We start from the raw sequence: 16,687 nt of genomic DNA, 5'->3' as shown, positions 1-16,687 counted from the left end.
GTAATCATCGAATGACAAGTTTTTATTGGTTATTTTTTTAAATAAAAAAAGATGACCCGTCTAAATATGGATAGGTCGTCTTTAATTTTACATGCCTTCTGTTCGAAAAAAACCGTCAATAAATGATCTCCTGTTGTTTAACTACTACGAAGGCGCCTATTGTTTATTAATAAATATCATTTTACTACATTCGATGGCTGGTATTGATCAGAGACAATAAAATCGTCTTCTAATAGAACATATGGATGTGTTTCCATCAAACTCGTTTTGAGGTAGTCGGGCATTTTATTTCCTTCGTATGCACAAATTAATGGAAACGACAGCAGATTTACAGCTTCGTCTACTATTACCTCTAAATCTTTTATAAGATGCAGTGGCTCTTCCATAGTAGCCCACTCGACATGTGCCCATGCTCGGAAAGAGATTTCATTTTCAACATAGGGCTGAATTGTCTTACTGAAGTAATCAGCGATTGAAGGTGGATGATAACTACCACTTGACCAATAGAATTCGAGGCTATTTACATAGTGTATGAATTCCATTTGATCTTTCGTTAAACGTGTACTTAGTTCTTTGCGAATAATAGGATAAAGACGAGAATTCTCAATGAGAATCACGTAATCTCCCGCTGCAATACCATCTTGTACATAACTCAAAACCTGTATAATGTAATTTTCAATCCCATTATACTTATATAGTACATGAAGGTGACCATTCTTTTCGTCCTCGAACAACTGATTCATTTTGCTTTTTATTTCTCTTTTTGCAATACCATTTGAAATTTCAACCACAGTAACTACCTCCTTTATTATTAATTCGACATAGAATCCGGTAATTCCTTCTTTATACAGACAGGTAAGCTTTTGAGGTTATCCTCCAAATCCCCCCCATTCACTCCGTACGTGCAGCTGTCACCGCATACAGCGTACCAAGTAGTTCAATTCAATTTAAATCACCAAATTATATTATTATGATTAAAAGTTAACAGTGGCTCGTTATCCTCTTATAACTTTTATCCATTACACTATTCTTCCATTTCACCTCTATCGAAATCATCCCATGCTGCACTAGGTGGCATCCTGGACCATGGTTCAAATCGCAGTCAAACAAAGACGCTTTGTCCTAAATCGCATGGATGTTGTCCAAAAACGAATTGAGGTATTACATTTCGAGTAAAGATTGGTGAAGTGATTTTAAAACGGTTCAGATTCTATATGCTCGGGTTGACACTGTTATGATCGGGTGCAATCCTTGTATGCTCGGTCTGACACAGATATGATCGGGTGCAATCCTTGTATGCTCGGTCTGACACAGATATGATCGGGCATGAACCTTATATGCTCGGTCTGACACGGATATGATCGGGTGCAAACCTTATATGCTCGGTATGACATGGATATGATCGGTTACAAACCTTATATGCTCGGTCTGACACGGATATGATCGGGCATGAACCTTATATGATCGGTTTGACATGATATCTTATCAGTCGCTAATTCCTCAAACAAAAAATCCCTTCGCGTATAACAACGAAGGGATTTTTATTTATAAAGAAATCATTTAAGTAGTTTTCAATTCTAATCTTCGTGCAATTAAAGACAAAGCGTAATTGACAACAAAGTACATAAGTGCGATTAAAATGAAGATTGGAATCACATAGCTTTGCTGTTGTGCTTGAATAATTTTTGCGTGATGGAGCAGTTCTGGAAGTGCAATGACTACTGCCAGCGATGTATCTTTTAGAAGTGAAATAAATTGACTGACAAGGTTTGGTACCATTCTTCTGAGAGCTTGTGGCAAAATCACCGTTCTCAATGCTTGAACGTATGTAAGTCCTGAAGAACGTGCAGCTTCCATTTGTCCTTTTTCAATAGAATTCAATCCACCCCGAACAATTTCGGCAAGCATGGCCGATTCAAAAATGGTCAATGCCACAATAGCAGAAACAGTAATACTTAGATTAATACCTATCTCTGGAAGTGCAAAATAAGTAAACAATATAATAAGAAGTAGCGGTAAATTCCGTATTGTTTCCACAACTGCTGCTAAGATTTTTGAAAGGATAGGTATTTCAGCAAATCGTAATGTTCCGATTGCCCCGCCAATTATAAAGCTGAAAATAATTGAAATAAAGGCAACTTTTAACGTAACATAAAAACCTTCCATTAAAAACTTAAGATTATCTGGACTAAATGCACCTGAAAAATCCATTATGACACCTCCTTAATGGCTATTAGCAAGACGTTTTTCAAGGTATGATACGCCGAAGCTTAATGGAATGGTAATGACTAAATAAAATAGAGCAACGAATATGTACACATCGAAGACTACATAAGTCTTGGCCGATATGAGATCTGCCATATACATTAATTCGGCACCGGCAATAAGCGCCAATATAGATGAGTTTTTCACTAAATTAATAAATTGATTACCAATAGGAGGTATTACAATTTTTATTGCTTGAGGTAAAATAACCATTCTCATTGTTTGGCCATAGGTTAAGCCTGAAGATCTTGCAGCTTCCATCTGCCCTGTGGGAACTGACAATATACCAGAACGAATCGCTTCCGCAATAAAAGCCGACGTATAAATGGTTAATCCAATCGTTCCAGCAGTGAATGCTGAAAGGTACAGCCCTAAACTTGGTGTTGCAATAAAAAAGAAAAAAACAATTACAAGCAGTGGGATATTTCGGAAAAACTCTACATATGCAGTCGCTATCCAACGAAGCGGTGCAATCGGTACAATTCTCATGACCGCGATTAAAGCCCCGATAAAAAAGCTCCCAATTAGCGCGACGAGACTGATCATTAACGTAACTTTAAATCCATCCCAATACATATCGAAATAATTTATTAGAATTGAGAAATCCAGCATCTTTCCACCTCACTTAATTCAATTAGGATGGGCATTAATTGCCCATCCTGACTGATCAAACTATTTAATGTAACCATATATCTTCAATGTAGAAACACTATTTTATTTCAACAAACCTTCAAACCAACTGTCATAAATAGTATCAAAGTCCCCACTCGATTTTAGTGATTCTAGCGAAGTGTTAAGTGAATCTACAAATTCTTTTTCCCCTTTTTTTACAGCAATTCCATAAGGCTCTTCTGTAAATTGTTCCCCAACTATTTCAAAAGAATCATCTTCAGAAGCCATTCCTGCAAGGATTGAATCATCTGTTGTTAAAACTTCACCTTTTCCAGCTTTAAGTGCTGTAAAAGCTTCTGCGTAGTTTTCAAACTCTAAGACGGGTGCATCTGGAGCTGCTTCCCGTATATTATCAGTAGACGTAGACCCTTTTACAGCAATTACAGTTGTATCCTTTGTAAGATCGTCAATACTTTGAATAGGACTTCCCTTTTTCACGAGTAGGGATTGACCTGCATTGAAGTAAATTTCTGAGAAATCAACTTCTTTTTTACGTTCCTCTGAAACTGTCATTGTCGCGATAATTGCATCGATATCGCCTTTATTTAATAATGGGATTCTTGTTTTTGACGTTACTTCTACAAATTCAATTTTAGTTTCATCGCCAAGAATATCTTTTGCTAATTGTTTTGCAATATCGATATCAAAACCTTCAACGTCGCCTGTAGAAGGATTTTTTAAACCAAATAATTTCGTATCATATTTTACTCCGAAAATGATTTTATCACGTTTTTTAATTGTTTCAAGCACGTTTTCCTCTTTACTACCTGCTTTGTCGTCCCCTGAATTACAAGCTGCCAAAAGCATAACCGACATAAGCGCAGTTATCGTCAATAAAAGAAACTTTTTTGTCTTAAACATAAACACATCTCCCCTTTTGTTTTTAATGATTTAATATACGGCTAAGAAAGACTTTCGCCCGTTCTTCTTTCGGGTTTTCGAAAAACTCAACCGGAACTGCCTCTTCTAAAATTTTGCCTTGATCTATGAAAACAATTCGGTCTCCAACTTCTTTAGCAAATCCCATTTCGTGTGTAACGACAACCATCGTCATACCTTCTTTTGCAAGCGTTTTCATTACATCCAAAACTTCACCGACCATTTCTGGATCGAGCGCAGATGTAGGCTCATCAAAAAGCATGATATCGGGTTTCATAGCAAGTTCTCTCGCAATGGCAACACGTTGCTGTTGTCCCCCCGATAATTGAGATGGATAGGATGAAGCTTTGTCAGGAATCCCTACCTTTTCTAGGTAATACATCGCAGTTTTTTTTGCCTCTTCTGCTGACTGCTTCAAGACATTGATCGGTGCCAATGTAATATTTTGCAGAACTGTTTTATGAGGATATAGATTAAAGTGTTGGAATACCATTCCAATATTTCGTCTCAATTTGTTAATATCTGTTTTCTTGTCATTGACTGCGATATCATTAACGGTAAGAATGCCGTTTGTAATTGTCTCAAGTCTGTTTATACATCTGAGCAATGTACTCTTACCAGAACCTGATGGACCAATAATAACTACAACCTCTCCATCATTCATCGTGAGGTTAATATCATTCAATACATGAAAATCCCCATAATATTTGTTCACTTGTTCAAATGAAATCATGTTATTCTCCTTTCTAACAACCAAGTTCGTTGAATGTTTTTCTTTTTCTAAATAATCATGCTTGTATGCCATTCTATCTACTGACATTTTAATTGTCAACTTAATTTATAAAAAGTATATATATTTAATAGGGATATAGTATGTAATTATGTATTTTAAAGCATTCATATTCTTCCAAATATAAATAGTTTACTCCAACTTAAAGCAAAAAAAAATGCCCGAATGGATGGTTAATATCCTTTCGGGCAATCATATAGAAGAAACTAAATTTGTGCACCTTTCACTTTCGTTTCAGGCATCGTTTCCTCAGGTGTAATATCTTCAAACGTTTCGCCCGCTTCTTGAAGATCGCGAGTTCTATGTGCGATTCTTGAAGCTGCACAAGCAGCAACACTGGCAACGAGATCGTCTAAAAATGTATGAATAGCTTGACCTTTTTTCGTGTCTAGTTCGTTAATGATGCCCATTTTATTTTTATCGAGATGACCAAATGTTGTTACTGCAATGGAACCATATGTAAACACGGCACCCAGTGCTATTGTTTCATCAACCCCGAATAGACCTTCGTCAGACTCAACGATTTGTTGTAATGGGGCGGACAGTTTTCCCTGTTCTGCGAGTTCATCTAATTCAATTCCCACAAGGATCGCATGCTGAAGTTCCCGTTTTCGAAGGACACCTTCGATAGATTCAATGCAGTGGGCCATTGTAAGACCATTATTATACGGATATTGTAGTTCATAGACGATTTCAGCGATTGCTTCCAATGTCACACCGCGCCGTTTCAAAGCCGCTTTCGTTGCTTCAGTCACAACTTTTGAATGTACAATTTTTGTATCATCATGCATTCCTGCCAACCCCTTTTATAGTTAGTATATAAACAGAACACAACTATTATACCTGACCTTAACGATATGATACAATTTCAATATACACGCAATTTGAGGAGGCAACCAGAGTGAAATACGGAAAAATAGAAGATATATCAATTTACAGTAAAGCACTTGATGAGGAAATGCAGTTGCTCATTCATTTGCCCCACAACTTTTCACCTCTCTATAAATATTCAGTGCTGATTGCATCTGATGGGAAAGATTATTTTCAGTTCGGCCGTATAGGACGGGTCGTTGACGAATTAATTGACGCCGAAGAAATTGAAAACGTCATTGTAGTTGGTGTTCCTTATAAGAGTGTCAAAGAACGCAGGCGCATGTATCATCCCGATGGGGACCGACGTGAAGCCTACACCCGCTTCCTTGCTCATGAACTTGTTCCGTATATCGACGACAATTATCCAACATATCAGATTGGGGCAGGCAGGGCTCTTATCGGCGATTCCTTAGCGGCGACGATTTCTCTTCTAACTGCATCGAAGTATCCCAATATATTCGGGAAAGTGATTCTGCATTCCCCTTATGTCAATGATTTTGTGCTTGAAAAAGTGGAAGCTTCACAAGATCCTTCCCGTTTCTCCATTTATCATGTAATTGGAAAGGAAGAAACCCAAGTAAATACGCAAGTTGATGGTGTTCAAGACTTCCTTACGCCAAACAGAACATTAAACGAATTACTTGAAAGAAAAGGCTTCCCTTATTTCTATGATGAATTCAATGGAGACCATACCTGGAAGCATTGGCAACCCGATGTCCGCCGCGCCATTCAAATGGTTTTTGGTCACTAATTCAGACAAAACGGACATATTTTCAAGTATTCTGCTATAATCAAATTTATAAAGCTAAAACAATTATTCTAGGAGGTTTTTATTATGAAATACGGTGTCGTTGCTTTCCCATCAAAGAAACTTCAGGACTTGGCAAACGCTTACAGAAAGAGATATGATCCGCATTATGCACAAATCACGCCGCATTTGACGGTTAAAGGTGTATTCGAAGCGAACGATCAAGAAATTGAAGAAGTTGCAAAGGCAATTAAAGAAGTAACTAAAAAACACACTCCATTTGAATTAAACGTGTCAAAAGTGGGCACATTCGCTCCTATCACAAATACAATTTATTTTAAGGCTACCCTTAACGATGAATTAGCTGCTTTGCATAAAGACCTGAACAACGATTTCTTCGGTGAAAAACCTGAGTTTGCATTCGTTCCCCACGTGACGATTGCTCAAAAACTTTCTTCTGGCGAACACGATGATATCATTGGTCAACTGAAAATGATTGGTGTCGATCATACTGAAACAATTGATCGTTTGCACCTTACTTATCAACTTGAAGACGGCTCATGGACGGTATATGAAACATTCCGCCTTGACGAGGATAACTGAAAATTGTTTGAAGTAAGATTCGCAACTTCTGACCTTGAACAAGAAGATGCTTTTTCTGTCAGAAGAAAAGTGTTCGTGGAAGAACAAGGTGTACCACTCAACCTTGAACTAGATCATTTCGATAAAACTGCAGCACATTTCGTCGTATATTCATCAGAATCTCCAATCGGCGCAGGCCGTATCAGGGAAATCAACGACGGAATCGGAAAAGTTGAACGTGTCTGCATTTTAGGGGAATTTCGCGGGAAACATCTCGGAAACCTTATCATGCATGCACTTGAAGAACATGCTAAAACAACGGGTATGAACAAGATTATTTTAAATGCACAATCATATGCTGTCCCTTTCTATGAAAAATTAGGCTATGTCATTACTTCACCCGAATTTATGGATGCGGATATCCCGCATCGCGCAATGGAAAAAAGGATGATATGAAAAGCCTAAGTACGCCGTGTCCTGCGGCAATCGCTACGTGACCCCACATCCAGTGGGCCTCCTAGCGGTTGGCACCTGGTGCTAGACACCTACCTAAGTAGAAAAACTTATTCTTTCTTTTTTAAAATAAAAAAGGTTCGCATTGCTTTATAACAGCAATGCGAACCTTTTTCTTATTATCAGTTAGACATAAGCATTTATCGCGATACCTTTCCCTACTACTCTGGCGATCACCGGTGATAGATTAACTGGATTGGGACGGACAAATCCTTGATATGCCAAAGGTGCTGCCACAATGGGTTTTCCCTCTTCTTCCTCCCTTTCCCGTTCTTGATGCGAGGACTCTTTAAATTCATCCAAAAAGTCTGAATTTAACTTAACTTTGTTCACCCGATCAATATAAGCAAAATTATAAGCTTCCATACTCAATCGATTTGCATATATTTGAGATTGGATTGGTTGAATTGGTAAAATATAACCCATCGTTAACACCTCCATTTTTGCTAGTACTATTACTATATCCAGAAGTTAGTATTATTAAACCTATTATTCTGCTTTTTTATTAAATTATTTTATTGTCGGCCAAGCATATCTTGAATATCACTAATATTAACCGCTTTGCCATTCTTGACGATAGAATTAACAAGCTCATCTTCCGTCTGTTGAGGTACTTCTTTTTTGGCGAGCCTTCCGACTTTCCGTATAATTTTCCTCACTTGCCGTTCATCACTGAAATCTGCATATTGAATTGCATTTGCAAGTGCAAAAACTTCTTCCATCGGGACGCCTGTTTTTGATTCGATTTTCCGGAAAAATGAATCATTCATCTGTTATCTCCCCCTTTTTATACGCAAAAAGTGCGGCCTACAATGATAAGCAAGATGAATAGAACCACAATCAGGCAAAATGTTGACCCGCCGCCTTTTTCATTTTCATAACCGCCACAACCTCCGCCGCCGTATCCGCCGCCACCGAAAGAATTACATCCTCCAAACATAATAATACCCCCTTCCTTTCTTCGTATCCTATGCAGACACGAGAAGAAGGAAGAGGGCGCATGACTATTAAACCTTTCCTTTCGATTTAAAAATAACAGATGCAATGAATCCAAATAGGATCGCTGAACTAATTCCTGAACTAGTCACTTCAAACATGCCTGTCATAACACCAATCAGTCCATGTTTTTCGGCTTCTGCCATTGCACCATGGGTTAGGGCATTACCGAAAGAAGTAATTGGTATCGTTGCCCCCGCTCCAGCAAAATCGATAAACGGCTCATACAGACCCACCCCGTCCAACACTGAACCTGCAACAACCAAAATGCACAATGTATGTGCCGGTGTTAGTTTTGCTACGTCAAACAACAGCTGCCCCACAACGCAAATGAGACCACCTACAATAAATGCTGTAATGAAAATCGAAACCATAATCCACACTCATTTCATTGTTAATTCGATTGCATGCGCAATGCACGGAATCGTATCACCTTGTTGAAATGATAACGGAGATAATAGCGCGCCCGTCGCAATTAGAAGGACCCGTTTATATTCACCCGTACTCATTTTATCAATTATTTCCGCGAAGAAAACGGAGGCAGAACAACCTGCACCACTTGCCCCGGATAAAAATGATGCGTCAGCACCGTAAAATTCTTTACCTGCATCCCGGAAATTTTTAGTCACGTCAATTCCTTGATTGCTAGCAAGTTTTTTGTATAACTCAAAACCAGTTTTCCCAAGATCTCCTGTCATGATCACATCATAGTCTTTCACGTCTTTATTGTGACCTTTTAAATGGCGGGTAAGCGTATCTGCCGCTGCCGGTGCCATCGCCGCCCCCATATTCAGTGGATCTGTCATTCCGAGATCTATTGCGCATCCGATTGTTCCGCACTCTATAGAAGGAAACCCTTTTTTATAAGGTGCGACAGCTGCTACCCCCGCCGCTGTGACAGTCCATTGAGATGTCTCAGGCTTTTGTGAACCGTACTCATTCGGATAGCGGAATTGTCTTTCAACTGCATTATGCTGACTAGATGCTCCAGCAATAGCGCAAGTGGACATGCCCGTTTCTGTCAGCAATGCAGCCATTAAAAGCGAAGATACTGACGTTGCACAAGCTGAAAATAGGCCCATATAGGGAATTCCAACCGTTGTAGCCGCAAAATTTGAGGGTGTCATCTGGTTAATAAGATCGCCAATTAACAGGAAATCGGCGTCGCTTGGTACAGAATCCACTTTACTTAAGGCAATCATGCACGCATCTTCCATCATTTTTGCATGACCATGCTCATTTGTTTTCATTTCACAGCGCTCATCCTCGTAAACTTTATCAAATTTATCGACGAATAGACTTTTCTTTTCCAAAGGTCCAACTGTAACACCTGTTGCCACAATGGATGGGGTCGTTTTGAATGTCAGCAGGCCGCGCGCTACCATGATACGACACCAAATTTCACAAGTATTGTCTTAATGAGTGCAACAACAAATGCCGAAAAAACGCCGAAGAGAATGACTGAACCCGCTAGTTTGAACATGTTGCCGCCAACTCCAAGAACATACCCTTCCGTCTTGTGTTCAATTGCAGCAGAAATGACAGCATTGCCGAAACCTGTAATTGGAACCGCACTCCCCGCTCCTCCAAATTGGGCAATTTTCTTATACAATCCAAAACCCGTTAACAGCATCGCAAAAAATATCATCGTTGCAACAGTCGGGTTACTAGCCGTCCGTTCCGTGAAATCAAAATAAGTCATATAAAATAGCGACACAAATTGGCCAACCAAACAAATTGTGCCTCCCGTCAGAAATGCAAAAATGATATTCCGCATCAATGGTGTTTTAGGGGAAATTTCTTTCTCTAACTTCGCATATTTTTTTTCGTCCATCATGTCTCTTCCTTTATAAGCGATTTCAATTTTTCAATCTTTTTTCCCTGATCCTTTTTGTCATCCAAATCAATGAGCTTGTTCGTTTCCATCCATATTTTACTGTCTGCTGAAACGGTAACGTCCAACTCTGGGTAGCTATTTTCTAATTTTTTCTTGAGCTCCTTTTCAATCTTTTCTTTTTTGAAGCGCGAAAAAGTTGTAAGCGTAACGCCAGTTAGCAAGTCATTTTCATGAAAAACAGTGACCGCTGATGTGAGACGTTTGTCATTTATCAATACTTCTTCGGCTTTCGCATGATCCTCACTGGAATTGTTGTCAATCCGGAATCCGCTACCTGAACAGCCGGATAGTAAGACAACTGCGAAAAACACAAGGCTAAATTTACGGATACGCGTCCCCTCCATTTTTATACAGTATGCCTTTTCATACTAAACTTTATTCATTATTCACCTAAGCGCCCTAACACTATGAACTTTGCCGCATAAAGTATAAAGAATTGAGAAATGGAGGTGGAATTAATGGGATGTGGAAGAAATGAAGAAGATAATGAAAGAAAGCACCAAGATGACTGTGTATGTGAGGTTGTCAGGTTCATCAAACGTTTACAGGATGCTGGAACAGACGATGACTGTGTAGAATGTGAAACAGATTGTTTCATGGCTCCGCTTGGTAGCATATCCAGCCCTGCACGTAACCGTGTTAATACACGCGTTTTCATGCTATTGACGAAGAATGGTGATCCGTTCAAAGCAATGTTCCGTCCGGAAAGCCGAAGACATTACCTACACAATTGCTTCTCTACTTTTTTCAGAGTCCAAAACGTCTTTGACGGCTGCTGCGCAACATTGCAAGTACTAGCACCGTTAGACAGTAACAATAATCCGGTGGACATTATTAAAAACGGCAAGCTAGATCTTGAAGAACTTTGTAAAGTTACAAGGTTTGGTGCGACAGATTCATGCATCACAGTAGACTTGACTTGTTTCTGTGGAATCCAATGTATCAAAGATACGTATATCGACTTTTGCGACGTAGATTAATTAATACCCTGCAATGCCCAAACAACCCAACATTTTCAATCTGTTGGGTTGTTTTAATTTTTCTTCATCATTGTAAAAAGGCAGGACGGAGAGATTCCCCATCCTACCTTTTTACAATAATAAGAAAGTATAGGTTTTTCACATGGAGCAGTGTCTAGACTCCATCTCCTAGCCCTTGAGTCGCTTCAGTCCTTAAGTTAAAGGCACCTCCGTTTTCTTATTTAATTTCATCAAACGGCTTACCACGCCATAATACTTCTTCAATCTTCCCCATTTCCACGGCTATTATTTCATGATTGACACCTTCCAGATCAATCCATACTGTTTCTTCTTCAATCTTCTCAATCGTTCCAGATAGTGTTTCTTCCTCTAGAACAAATTGAAGTGGCTGATAAGCTTGGCGACGGAACGAATTACTTAAGTAAATAATTTTACGTTGAATGCCCGGATTCACTGGCACGACTTCGGTAACACTTATCTGTTCCTCATTTTCCACCACCAATTCCTCTTCATTGTTCAGTAAAAATACTGACGTGCTCTCCTCCACTATAATCGCAACTTTAATAAAGACTGGTGGCCCGTCAACAAACAATAACGGTTTATTTTGATAAATGTTAAGCACATCCTTTTTAACACAGTATATGCGCCCATTTTACGGATGTTCATAAAAAAAGCGCGCGACGCTGATTAGCCCCGACAGGCGTAGATGAAAAGGAAGGTAGTCTAAATTCGCGGCGTCCTGTCGCAGCGACTACTTACCTGTATCCTTGCAGGCACGAGGATGCGTAACTACAGAGCCCCTACAGCAAACCGTCTTATGGCCCATGGGGCTGGCGTCTGGCGTCTGTAGTCTAGACATCCATCCAAATAAAAAAGGTTTTCACCAGTGATCTAAAGATCACTGATGAAAACCGTTGCAAGACCAAGATAAATAATAACGCTAATAACATCATTTAATGTTGTGATGAAAGGACCGGACGCAACTGCAGGGTCGATTTTCAACTTATGCATAAGCAATGGGATGAATGATCCTGAAATCGTTGCGACAAAAATTGAGACAAAAATGGCAGCACCAACTAATAGACCAATTACGAATTCATTCTTCCACACGTAAATTAGACCAACTACAAATAGTGCACAGATAAAACCAGTCATCAATCCTGTTCCGGCTTCACGGATAAGTAGCTTGAATTTACTTTCGTCCTCAACATCTCCTGTCGCAATACCGCGCACTGCGACAGCAAGTGCTTGCGTTCCACTATTCCCTGCAGTACCCGCAATAAGAGGAATGAACGCAGCTAGAAGTGCCACTTTCGAAATTGTTTCTGTAAATAAGTCTATTAAATTAGCAGTAAGCATTCCGAGTACTAATAAAATAAGCAACCATGGAAGTCTTTTTTTCATAGCTGAGAATGAGTTTTTATCGAATGTATCCATATTGGAAACCCCAGCAAGTTTGGAGTAGTCATCTGATGCTTCTTCATCGAGTACATCGATAATATCATCGACTGTAATAATCCCAAGTATATGCTGTTGGAAGTCGACAACCGGGACGGCAAGGAAATTATAGTCCTTGATCATCTTGGCAACATCTTCCTGATCTTCTGAAACGAGAACACTTACGACTCGTTCACTCATTATAGAACTAATCAGTGTATCTTCATGTGCAATGATCAAATCGCGTAGCGATATAACACCTGTCAGGCGATTATTATCGTCAACGACAAATATATAATAAATTGTTTCTGCCTTCGGTGCTTCATTGCGCAAAATTGTCATCGCAGAACGGACTGTCGAATTCTGTGGAATTGTAACAAATTCCGTTGTCATGATCGACCCGGCCGTATATTCTTCATAATGAAGTAATGCTTTGATCTCAGCAGCAGCTTCTTTATTCATTAGCGTCAAATAGCTGACAACTTGTGATTTGTCGAGTTCATTCAGGACATCTACCGCGTTATCGACAAACATGAACGAAATCATGTCTGCTGCATACGTCGTGTCCATCTCCTGAAGGAACTGTTTGTATTCATCATCGCTAATTTCACTCGTCTCAAATATTTCCGCAAGTTCTTTTGGTGATAAGTATTGATAGATGATTTCACGGAGTTCTGGTTCAATTTTCTCGTAAAATATCGCTCTGTCATACGGATGAAGGCGTAGGTACTCATTTCGGAAAGATTTAATGTTGTGCTGGATAAGCGTCTCTTTCAACTTCTCTTCATCGAAAATAATTTCTTCTTTATGCTCTTCTTTTATGTTCACAGCTACACCTTCCTTTCTACTTCTATCGTGGATTAATAAAGTGAATAAGGGTATTATATACGAATACATATTGTGAAAAAGGGTGATGAAAATATGAAGTTCGATATTGTTGGTGATATTCACGGTTGTTATGATGAATTCATGCATTTGATTGACAAATTAGGATACGAGATGAGTACAGGTATCCCCCTACATCCCGATGGCAGATGTCTGGTATTTGTCGGAGATACGATGGATAGAGGGCCTCAGTCGATTAAAATGTTGAATCTTCTTTTCAAAATCCAAGATGAGCATACACTTTATTATTCCCCGGGAAATCATTGCAATAAGTTGTATCGCTTCTCCAAGGGTAACCAGGTTCAACCCACACATGGTCTTGAAACAACAGTAGCTGAACTCGATGCATTATCAAGTGATGCGCGTAAACATTTCTTAACTAGATACCGTCAATTTTACGAAGCGCTACCGTTATACCATACCCTTAATGAAGGTAATCTTATCATTGCACACGCAGGCATCCGTGAAGAAATGATTGGTGCACCCTATTCGGAAAAAATACGGGTATTCGTTCTCTATGGAGATATCACTGGCCAAAAGTTACCCGATGGTAGACCTCTTAGACGTGATTGGGCTGAGTACTACAAAGGGACTCCCTTCATAGTCTATGGTCATACGCCTGTAAAGGAAGTACGCTTTGTAAATAACTCTGCGAATGTTGATACAGGTTGCGTATTCGGCGGTAAACTTACAGCCCTTCGCTATCCCGAAATGGAAATTGTATCAGTTCCTTCTTTACAACCATTTGTGCCAGAGAAATTTACTGCGTTTGATTGATCTCAGTGTTGGTTAGTCGCTTTATATCTAACGGAATATCGCATCTAAACTCAACTTTTTCACTTGTAAGTGGATGTAAAAACCCAATCATCGCACAGTGTAAAGCCTGCCGACCAATCAACCCATGGGAGCCGCCATATAAATCATCACCATGTAGCGGATGGCCTGCCCACCTCATATGGACACGTATTTGATGCGTCCTGCCTGTATAAAGCGTTAGTGCAATTTTTGTTAACTGATGACCTTTTATGTCCGAACGACCCAGTACTTCTACATCTGTCCGAGCGAATTGGCCATCTTCACGCACAATTCGTTCGATAATGCTACCATCTTTTCTACCAATTGGTTGTACAATGCTGAATTGGTCCCTTTCAATATGTCCTTCAACCAGGGCGATATACTGTCGATGAAAACCGGAATTTGTCATCTGTTCACTAAGCAGATGATGAATATGCCGGTTTTTTGCAATACAAATTAGACCCGATGTATCCTTGTCAAGACGCGTGACGACATGTACTGTGGCTGGAAGTCTTTCCTTAGCAAACTTTCCAGCAACGGCATTCGCCATCGTTCCATTGGGGTGATCTCGCGACGGGATTGTACTTTGCCCTGCTGGCTTATCGACAATAATTAGCGCTTCATCTTCATAGACAATCGATAAATCACCTGTCTCTGGAAGTAAACCTGGGCTTGGCTCTTCTGATGGAAAAATAATAAGTACTTCATCACCTGACTGCAACGGATGTCGCACATTGCGTTCAAAACCATTCACGCGGATATCTCCGCCATCATATTTAGTCGCAGTTAACGTTCTTTTAGATATCCCTTTTGCGTGCAAGAATTCGCGTAGTAGTATACCGCCTTCATCCACCTGAAATACGAGGCGAAACCTGCGATCCAGCTCATCCCCCTTAGACATCGCTGTCAATGAATGAATCATGCACACGTCTCCAAAATGGAAACGGCCTGAACCTTCCGAAACGTACTTTTTCCTTTGAAACTTGATATTCAATCGACTTCACATCTTTATGTAGAAGTTGCAAATGGTCAACTGTTACCATGAAATCTGGTCCTTTTACAGGTGTTAGTGCACATTTATGATGTGCGGGTAGCACGAGTGGTGCGCCAACTGTACGGAACACCCGGTTGTTAATAGATGCCATTTCTGTCAATTGCATGGACGGTAGAGAAGGATGAATAATTGCTCCGCCCAATGCCTTATTGTATGCAGTAGACCCAGAAGGCGTTGACATACATAACCCGTCGCCACGAAAACGTTCAAAATGGTTGCCATTCAATTCAACATCCATGACGAGCGTCACATCAGGAGATTTCACCGTCGACTCATTTAGTGCAAGGTACAATGCGCTATCCTTATCGTTTCGGTAGTTAATCTTCACATCAAGAAGTGGGTATTCGAAAACTTCGAATTCTTTACGAGCAATAGAAATGACAAGCTTTTCAATTTCAGCCGGCTTCCAGTCTGCGTAAAACCCTAGATGGCCTGTATGAATTCCGACAAACGCGGTATCTTTCAATCGGTACTTATACTTATGAAAAGCGTGGAGTAAAGTACCATCTCCTCCAATTGACAAAACGATGTCCGGTTCTTCTTCATCGAAAAAAAGCCCGAAATCTGTCAAATATTCCTTTGCTTCATCCATAAGTTTGTTCGACAACGCATCGTTTCGTGTCTGTATTGCAAATTTCATAATTTCCCTCCTCCTTTCCCGTTCGCCTCTCCATAGCGTCTTGTCGCTGTTTCTTTGAATGCACTGAAATATTGTTGCGCATCCTGAATTTCATTACGAATCTGCGACATTTCTTCATCGAGCTGGAAGGCTGCTTCCGCTGCTCGTTCTAGACGATGCCTAATTTCATCCGGCATTTCGCCTTCGTATTTATAATTCAATGAGTGTTCAATCGACGCCCAGAAATTCATTGCTAACGTACGGATTTGAATCTCGGCAAAAATCGTCTGCTCCCCATGAATCGTCTGAACAGGGTATTTGATAATTAAGTGATAAGACCTGTATCCACTTGGTTTATTATGTGCGATATAGTCGCGCTCTTCAATCACTTCGAGATCATTCCGCTGTCGTAACGTTTCTACAACAGTACTAATATCATCGACAAACTGGCACATCAGACGAAGGCCCGCAATATCAGGCAGTTCAGCGGCAAGTTCTGCCGATGGTTCGAATGGAATCCCTTTTTCAAGTGTTTTGTCATAGATACTCGCGAGCGGCTTCACCCTGCCCGTCACGAATTCAACAGGCGTATGTACGTCTTCCAATTCATACTGAGCTCGCAAGCCCTTCAATTTCACTTTCAGTTCATCTACTGCTTGTTTATAAGGTTCAAGAAATTGATTCCACTGCCTCATCCGGACC

At 40.0% G+C, this 16,687-nt stretch carries 23 protein-coding genes; 5 read left to right on the top strand and 18 right to left on the bottom strand.

Features of this window, described 5'->3' with window-relative positions; genetic code table 11:
- Positions 1–176: 176 nt before the first annotated feature.
- The 6 genes from MKZ26_RS20055 to MKZ26_RS20030 all read right to left on the bottom strand — a co-directional run bounded on the left by MKZ26_RS20055 (position 177) and on the right by MKZ26_RS20030 (position 5,397).
- A complete protein-coding gene (locus tag MKZ26_RS20055; RefSeq protein ID WP_340767330.1) occupies positions 177–791 on the bottom strand; it encodes an MEDS domain-containing protein in 615 nt (204 codons plus the stop codon).
- Positions 792–1,560: 769 nt separating this feature from the next.
- On the bottom strand, positions 1,561–2,211 hold the full coding sequence (locus MKZ26_RS20050) for an amino acid ABC transporter permease (RefSeq protein WP_340767329.1): 651 nt from the start codon (positions 2,209–2,211) through the stop codon (positions 1,561–1,563).
- Between the two features lie 12 nt (positions 2,212–2,223).
- Positions 2,224–2,877 (bottom strand): amino acid ABC transporter permease, encoded by a 654-nt coding sequence (locus MKZ26_RS20045; protein ID WP_340767328.1) that lies wholly within the window; start codon positions 2,875–2,877, stop codon positions 2,224–2,226.
- Positions 2,878–2,979: 102 nt separating this feature from the next.
- Positions 2,980–3,798 carry a transporter substrate-binding domain-containing protein gene (locus tag MKZ26_RS20040; RefSeq protein WP_067211814.1) on the bottom strand — a complete coding sequence of 273 codons (819 nt, stop codon included), beginning with the start codon at positions 3,796–3,798 and terminating at the stop codon, positions 2,980–2,982.
- 22 nt (positions 3,799–3,820) lie between these two features.
- The gene (locus tag MKZ26_RS20035) at positions 3,821–4,549 is read right to left on the bottom strand and encodes an amino acid ABC transporter ATP-binding protein (RefSeq protein ID WP_067214032.1); all 729 of its coding nucleotides are present in this window, start codon (positions 4,547–4,549) and stop codon (positions 3,821–3,823) included.
- A 263-nt stretch (positions 4,550–4,812) separates the two neighbouring features.
- On the bottom strand, positions 4,813–5,397 hold the full coding sequence (locus MKZ26_RS20030) for a phosphatidylglycerophosphatase A family protein (protein ID WP_067211817.1): 585 nt from the start codon (positions 5,395–5,397) through the stop codon (positions 4,813–4,815).
- Between the two features lie 110 nt (positions 5,398–5,507).
- On the opposite strand from MKZ26_RS20030, the gene MKZ26_RS20025 reads away from it, so the two are divergent.
- The 3 genes from MKZ26_RS20025 to MKZ26_RS20015 all read left to right on the top strand — a co-directional run bounded on the left by MKZ26_RS20025 (position 5,508) and on the right by MKZ26_RS20015 (position 7,265).
- A complete protein-coding gene (locus tag MKZ26_RS20025) occupies positions 5,508–6,230 on the top strand; it encodes an alpha/beta hydrolase (RefSeq protein ID WP_082786660.1) in 723 nt (240 codons plus the stop codon).
- An 84-nt stretch (positions 6,231–6,314) separates the two neighbouring features.
- The gene (locus MKZ26_RS20020) at positions 6,315–6,830 is read left to right on the top strand and encodes a YjcG family protein (RefSeq protein ID WP_067211818.1); all 516 of its coding nucleotides are present in this window, start codon (positions 6,315–6,317) and stop codon (positions 6,828–6,830) included.
- 3 nt (positions 6,831–6,833) lie between these two features.
- On the top strand, positions 6,834–7,265 hold the full coding sequence (locus MKZ26_RS20015; protein ID WP_340767327.1) for a GNAT family N-acetyltransferase: 432 nt from the start codon (positions 6,834–6,836) through the stop codon (positions 7,263–7,265).
- Positions 7,266–7,448: 183 nt separating this feature from the next.
- Here MKZ26_RS20015 and MKZ26_RS20010 read toward each other — a convergent pair whose 3' ends face one another.
- The 7 genes from MKZ26_RS20010 to MKZ26_RS19980 form a co-directional block, all read right to left on the bottom strand.
- On the bottom strand, positions 7,449–7,748 hold the full coding sequence (locus MKZ26_RS20010) for a hypothetical protein (RefSeq protein ID WP_340767326.1): 300 nt from the start codon (positions 7,746–7,748) through the stop codon (positions 7,449–7,451).
- An 89-nt stretch (positions 7,749–7,837) separates the two neighbouring features.
- Positions 7,838–8,092, bottom strand: coding sequence for a stage VI sporulation protein F (locus MKZ26_RS20005; protein WP_067211824.1), 255 nt, complete (start codon positions 8,090–8,092; stop codon positions 7,838–7,840).
- A gap of 17 nt (positions 8,093–8,109) precedes the next feature.
- Entirely contained in the window at positions 8,110–8,262 is a 153-nt protein-coding gene (locus MKZ26_RS20000) for a YjcZ family sporulation protein (protein ID WP_082786662.1), read from the bottom strand.
- Positions 8,263–8,329: 67 nt separating this feature from the next.
- Positions 8,330–8,692 carry a stage V sporulation protein AE gene (gene spoVAE, locus MKZ26_RS19995; RefSeq protein WP_067211825.1) on the bottom strand — a complete coding sequence of 121 codons (363 nt, stop codon included), beginning with the start codon at positions 8,690–8,692 and terminating at the stop codon, positions 8,330–8,332.
- Between the two features lie 9 nt (positions 8,693–8,701).
- Positions 8,702–9,703: a stage V sporulation protein AD gene (locus MKZ26_RS19990; protein WP_067211827.1), complete on the bottom strand. Its 1,002-nt coding sequence runs from the start codon at positions 9,701–9,703 to the stop codon at positions 8,702–8,704.
- Positions 9,697–10,152 (bottom strand): stage V sporulation protein AC, encoded by a 456-nt coding sequence (gene spoVAC, locus MKZ26_RS19985; protein ID WP_067211830.1) that lies wholly within the window; start codon positions 10,150–10,152, stop codon positions 9,697–9,699. The genes MKZ26_RS19990 and spoVAC overlap by 7 nt, the downstream gene beginning before the upstream one ends.
- The gene (locus MKZ26_RS19980; RefSeq protein ID WP_156476079.1) at positions 10,152–10,559 is read right to left on the bottom strand and encodes a hypothetical protein; all 408 of its coding nucleotides are present in this window, start codon (positions 10,557–10,559) and stop codon (positions 10,152–10,154) included. Before MKZ26_RS19980 ends, spoVAC begins: the two co-directional genes overlap by 1 nt.
- A gap of 114 nt (positions 10,560–10,673) precedes the next feature.
- On the opposite strand from MKZ26_RS19980, the gene MKZ26_RS19975 reads away from it, so the two are divergent.
- Positions 10,674–11,195, top strand: coding sequence for a CotY/CotZ family spore coat protein (locus MKZ26_RS19975; RefSeq protein WP_067211835.1), 522 nt, complete (start codon positions 10,674–10,676; stop codon positions 11,193–11,195).
- Between the two features lie 217 nt (positions 11,196–11,412).
- Here the strand turns inward: MKZ26_RS19975 and MKZ26_RS19970 are convergent, their stop codons facing one another.
- Positions 11,413–11,817, bottom strand: coding sequence for a hypothetical protein (locus tag MKZ26_RS19970; protein ID WP_197485333.1), 405 nt, complete (start codon positions 11,815–11,817; stop codon positions 11,413–11,415).
- A gap of 269 nt (positions 11,818–12,086) precedes the next feature.
- Positions 12,087–13,460, bottom strand: a complete 1,374-nt coding sequence (gene mgtE / locus MKZ26_RS19965) for a magnesium transporter (RefSeq protein ID WP_231885702.1) — start codon at positions 13,458–13,460, stop codon at positions 12,087–12,089.
- 93 nt (positions 13,461–13,553) lie between these two features.
- Between mgtE and prpE the strand changes: the two genes are divergently transcribed.
- On the top strand, positions 13,554–14,294 hold the full coding sequence (prpE, locus tag MKZ26_RS19960; RefSeq protein ID WP_340767323.1) for a bis(5'-nucleosyl)-tetraphosphatase PrpE: 741 nt from the start codon (positions 13,554–13,556) through the stop codon (positions 14,292–14,294).
- Here prpE and MKZ26_RS19955 read toward each other — a convergent pair.
- Genes MKZ26_RS19955 through MKZ26_RS19945 form a run of 3 tightly spaced genes read right to left on the bottom strand, consistent with a single transcriptional unit; the run spans position 14,278 to position 16,680 of the window.
- On the bottom strand, positions 14,278–15,234 hold the full coding sequence (locus tag MKZ26_RS19955; protein WP_340767322.1) for an RluA family pseudouridine synthase: 957 nt from the start codon (positions 15,232–15,234) through the stop codon (positions 14,278–14,280). The two genes, prpE and MKZ26_RS19955, sit on opposite strands and share 17 nt — an antisense overlap.
- Positions 15,206–16,006: an NAD kinase gene (locus MKZ26_RS19950; RefSeq protein WP_067211841.1), complete on the bottom strand. Its 801-nt coding sequence runs from the start codon at positions 16,004–16,006 to the stop codon at positions 15,206–15,208. The genes MKZ26_RS19955 and MKZ26_RS19950 overlap by 29 nt, the downstream gene beginning before the upstream one ends.
- On the bottom strand, positions 16,003–16,680 hold the full coding sequence (locus tag MKZ26_RS19945; protein ID WP_067211844.1) for a GTP pyrophosphokinase: 678 nt from the start codon (positions 16,678–16,680) through the stop codon (positions 16,003–16,005). The genes MKZ26_RS19950 and MKZ26_RS19945 overlap by 4 nt, the downstream gene beginning before the upstream one ends.
- Positions 16,681–16,687: the final 7 nt, after the last annotated feature.

This window comes from Sporosarcina sp. FSL K6-6792 (assembly GCF_038004885.1).
Lineage (GTDB): Bacteria > Bacillota > Bacilli > Bacillales_A > Planococcaceae > Sporosarcina > Sporosarcina psychrophila.
This window is presented reverse-complemented; position numbering and strand designations above follow the sequence as displayed.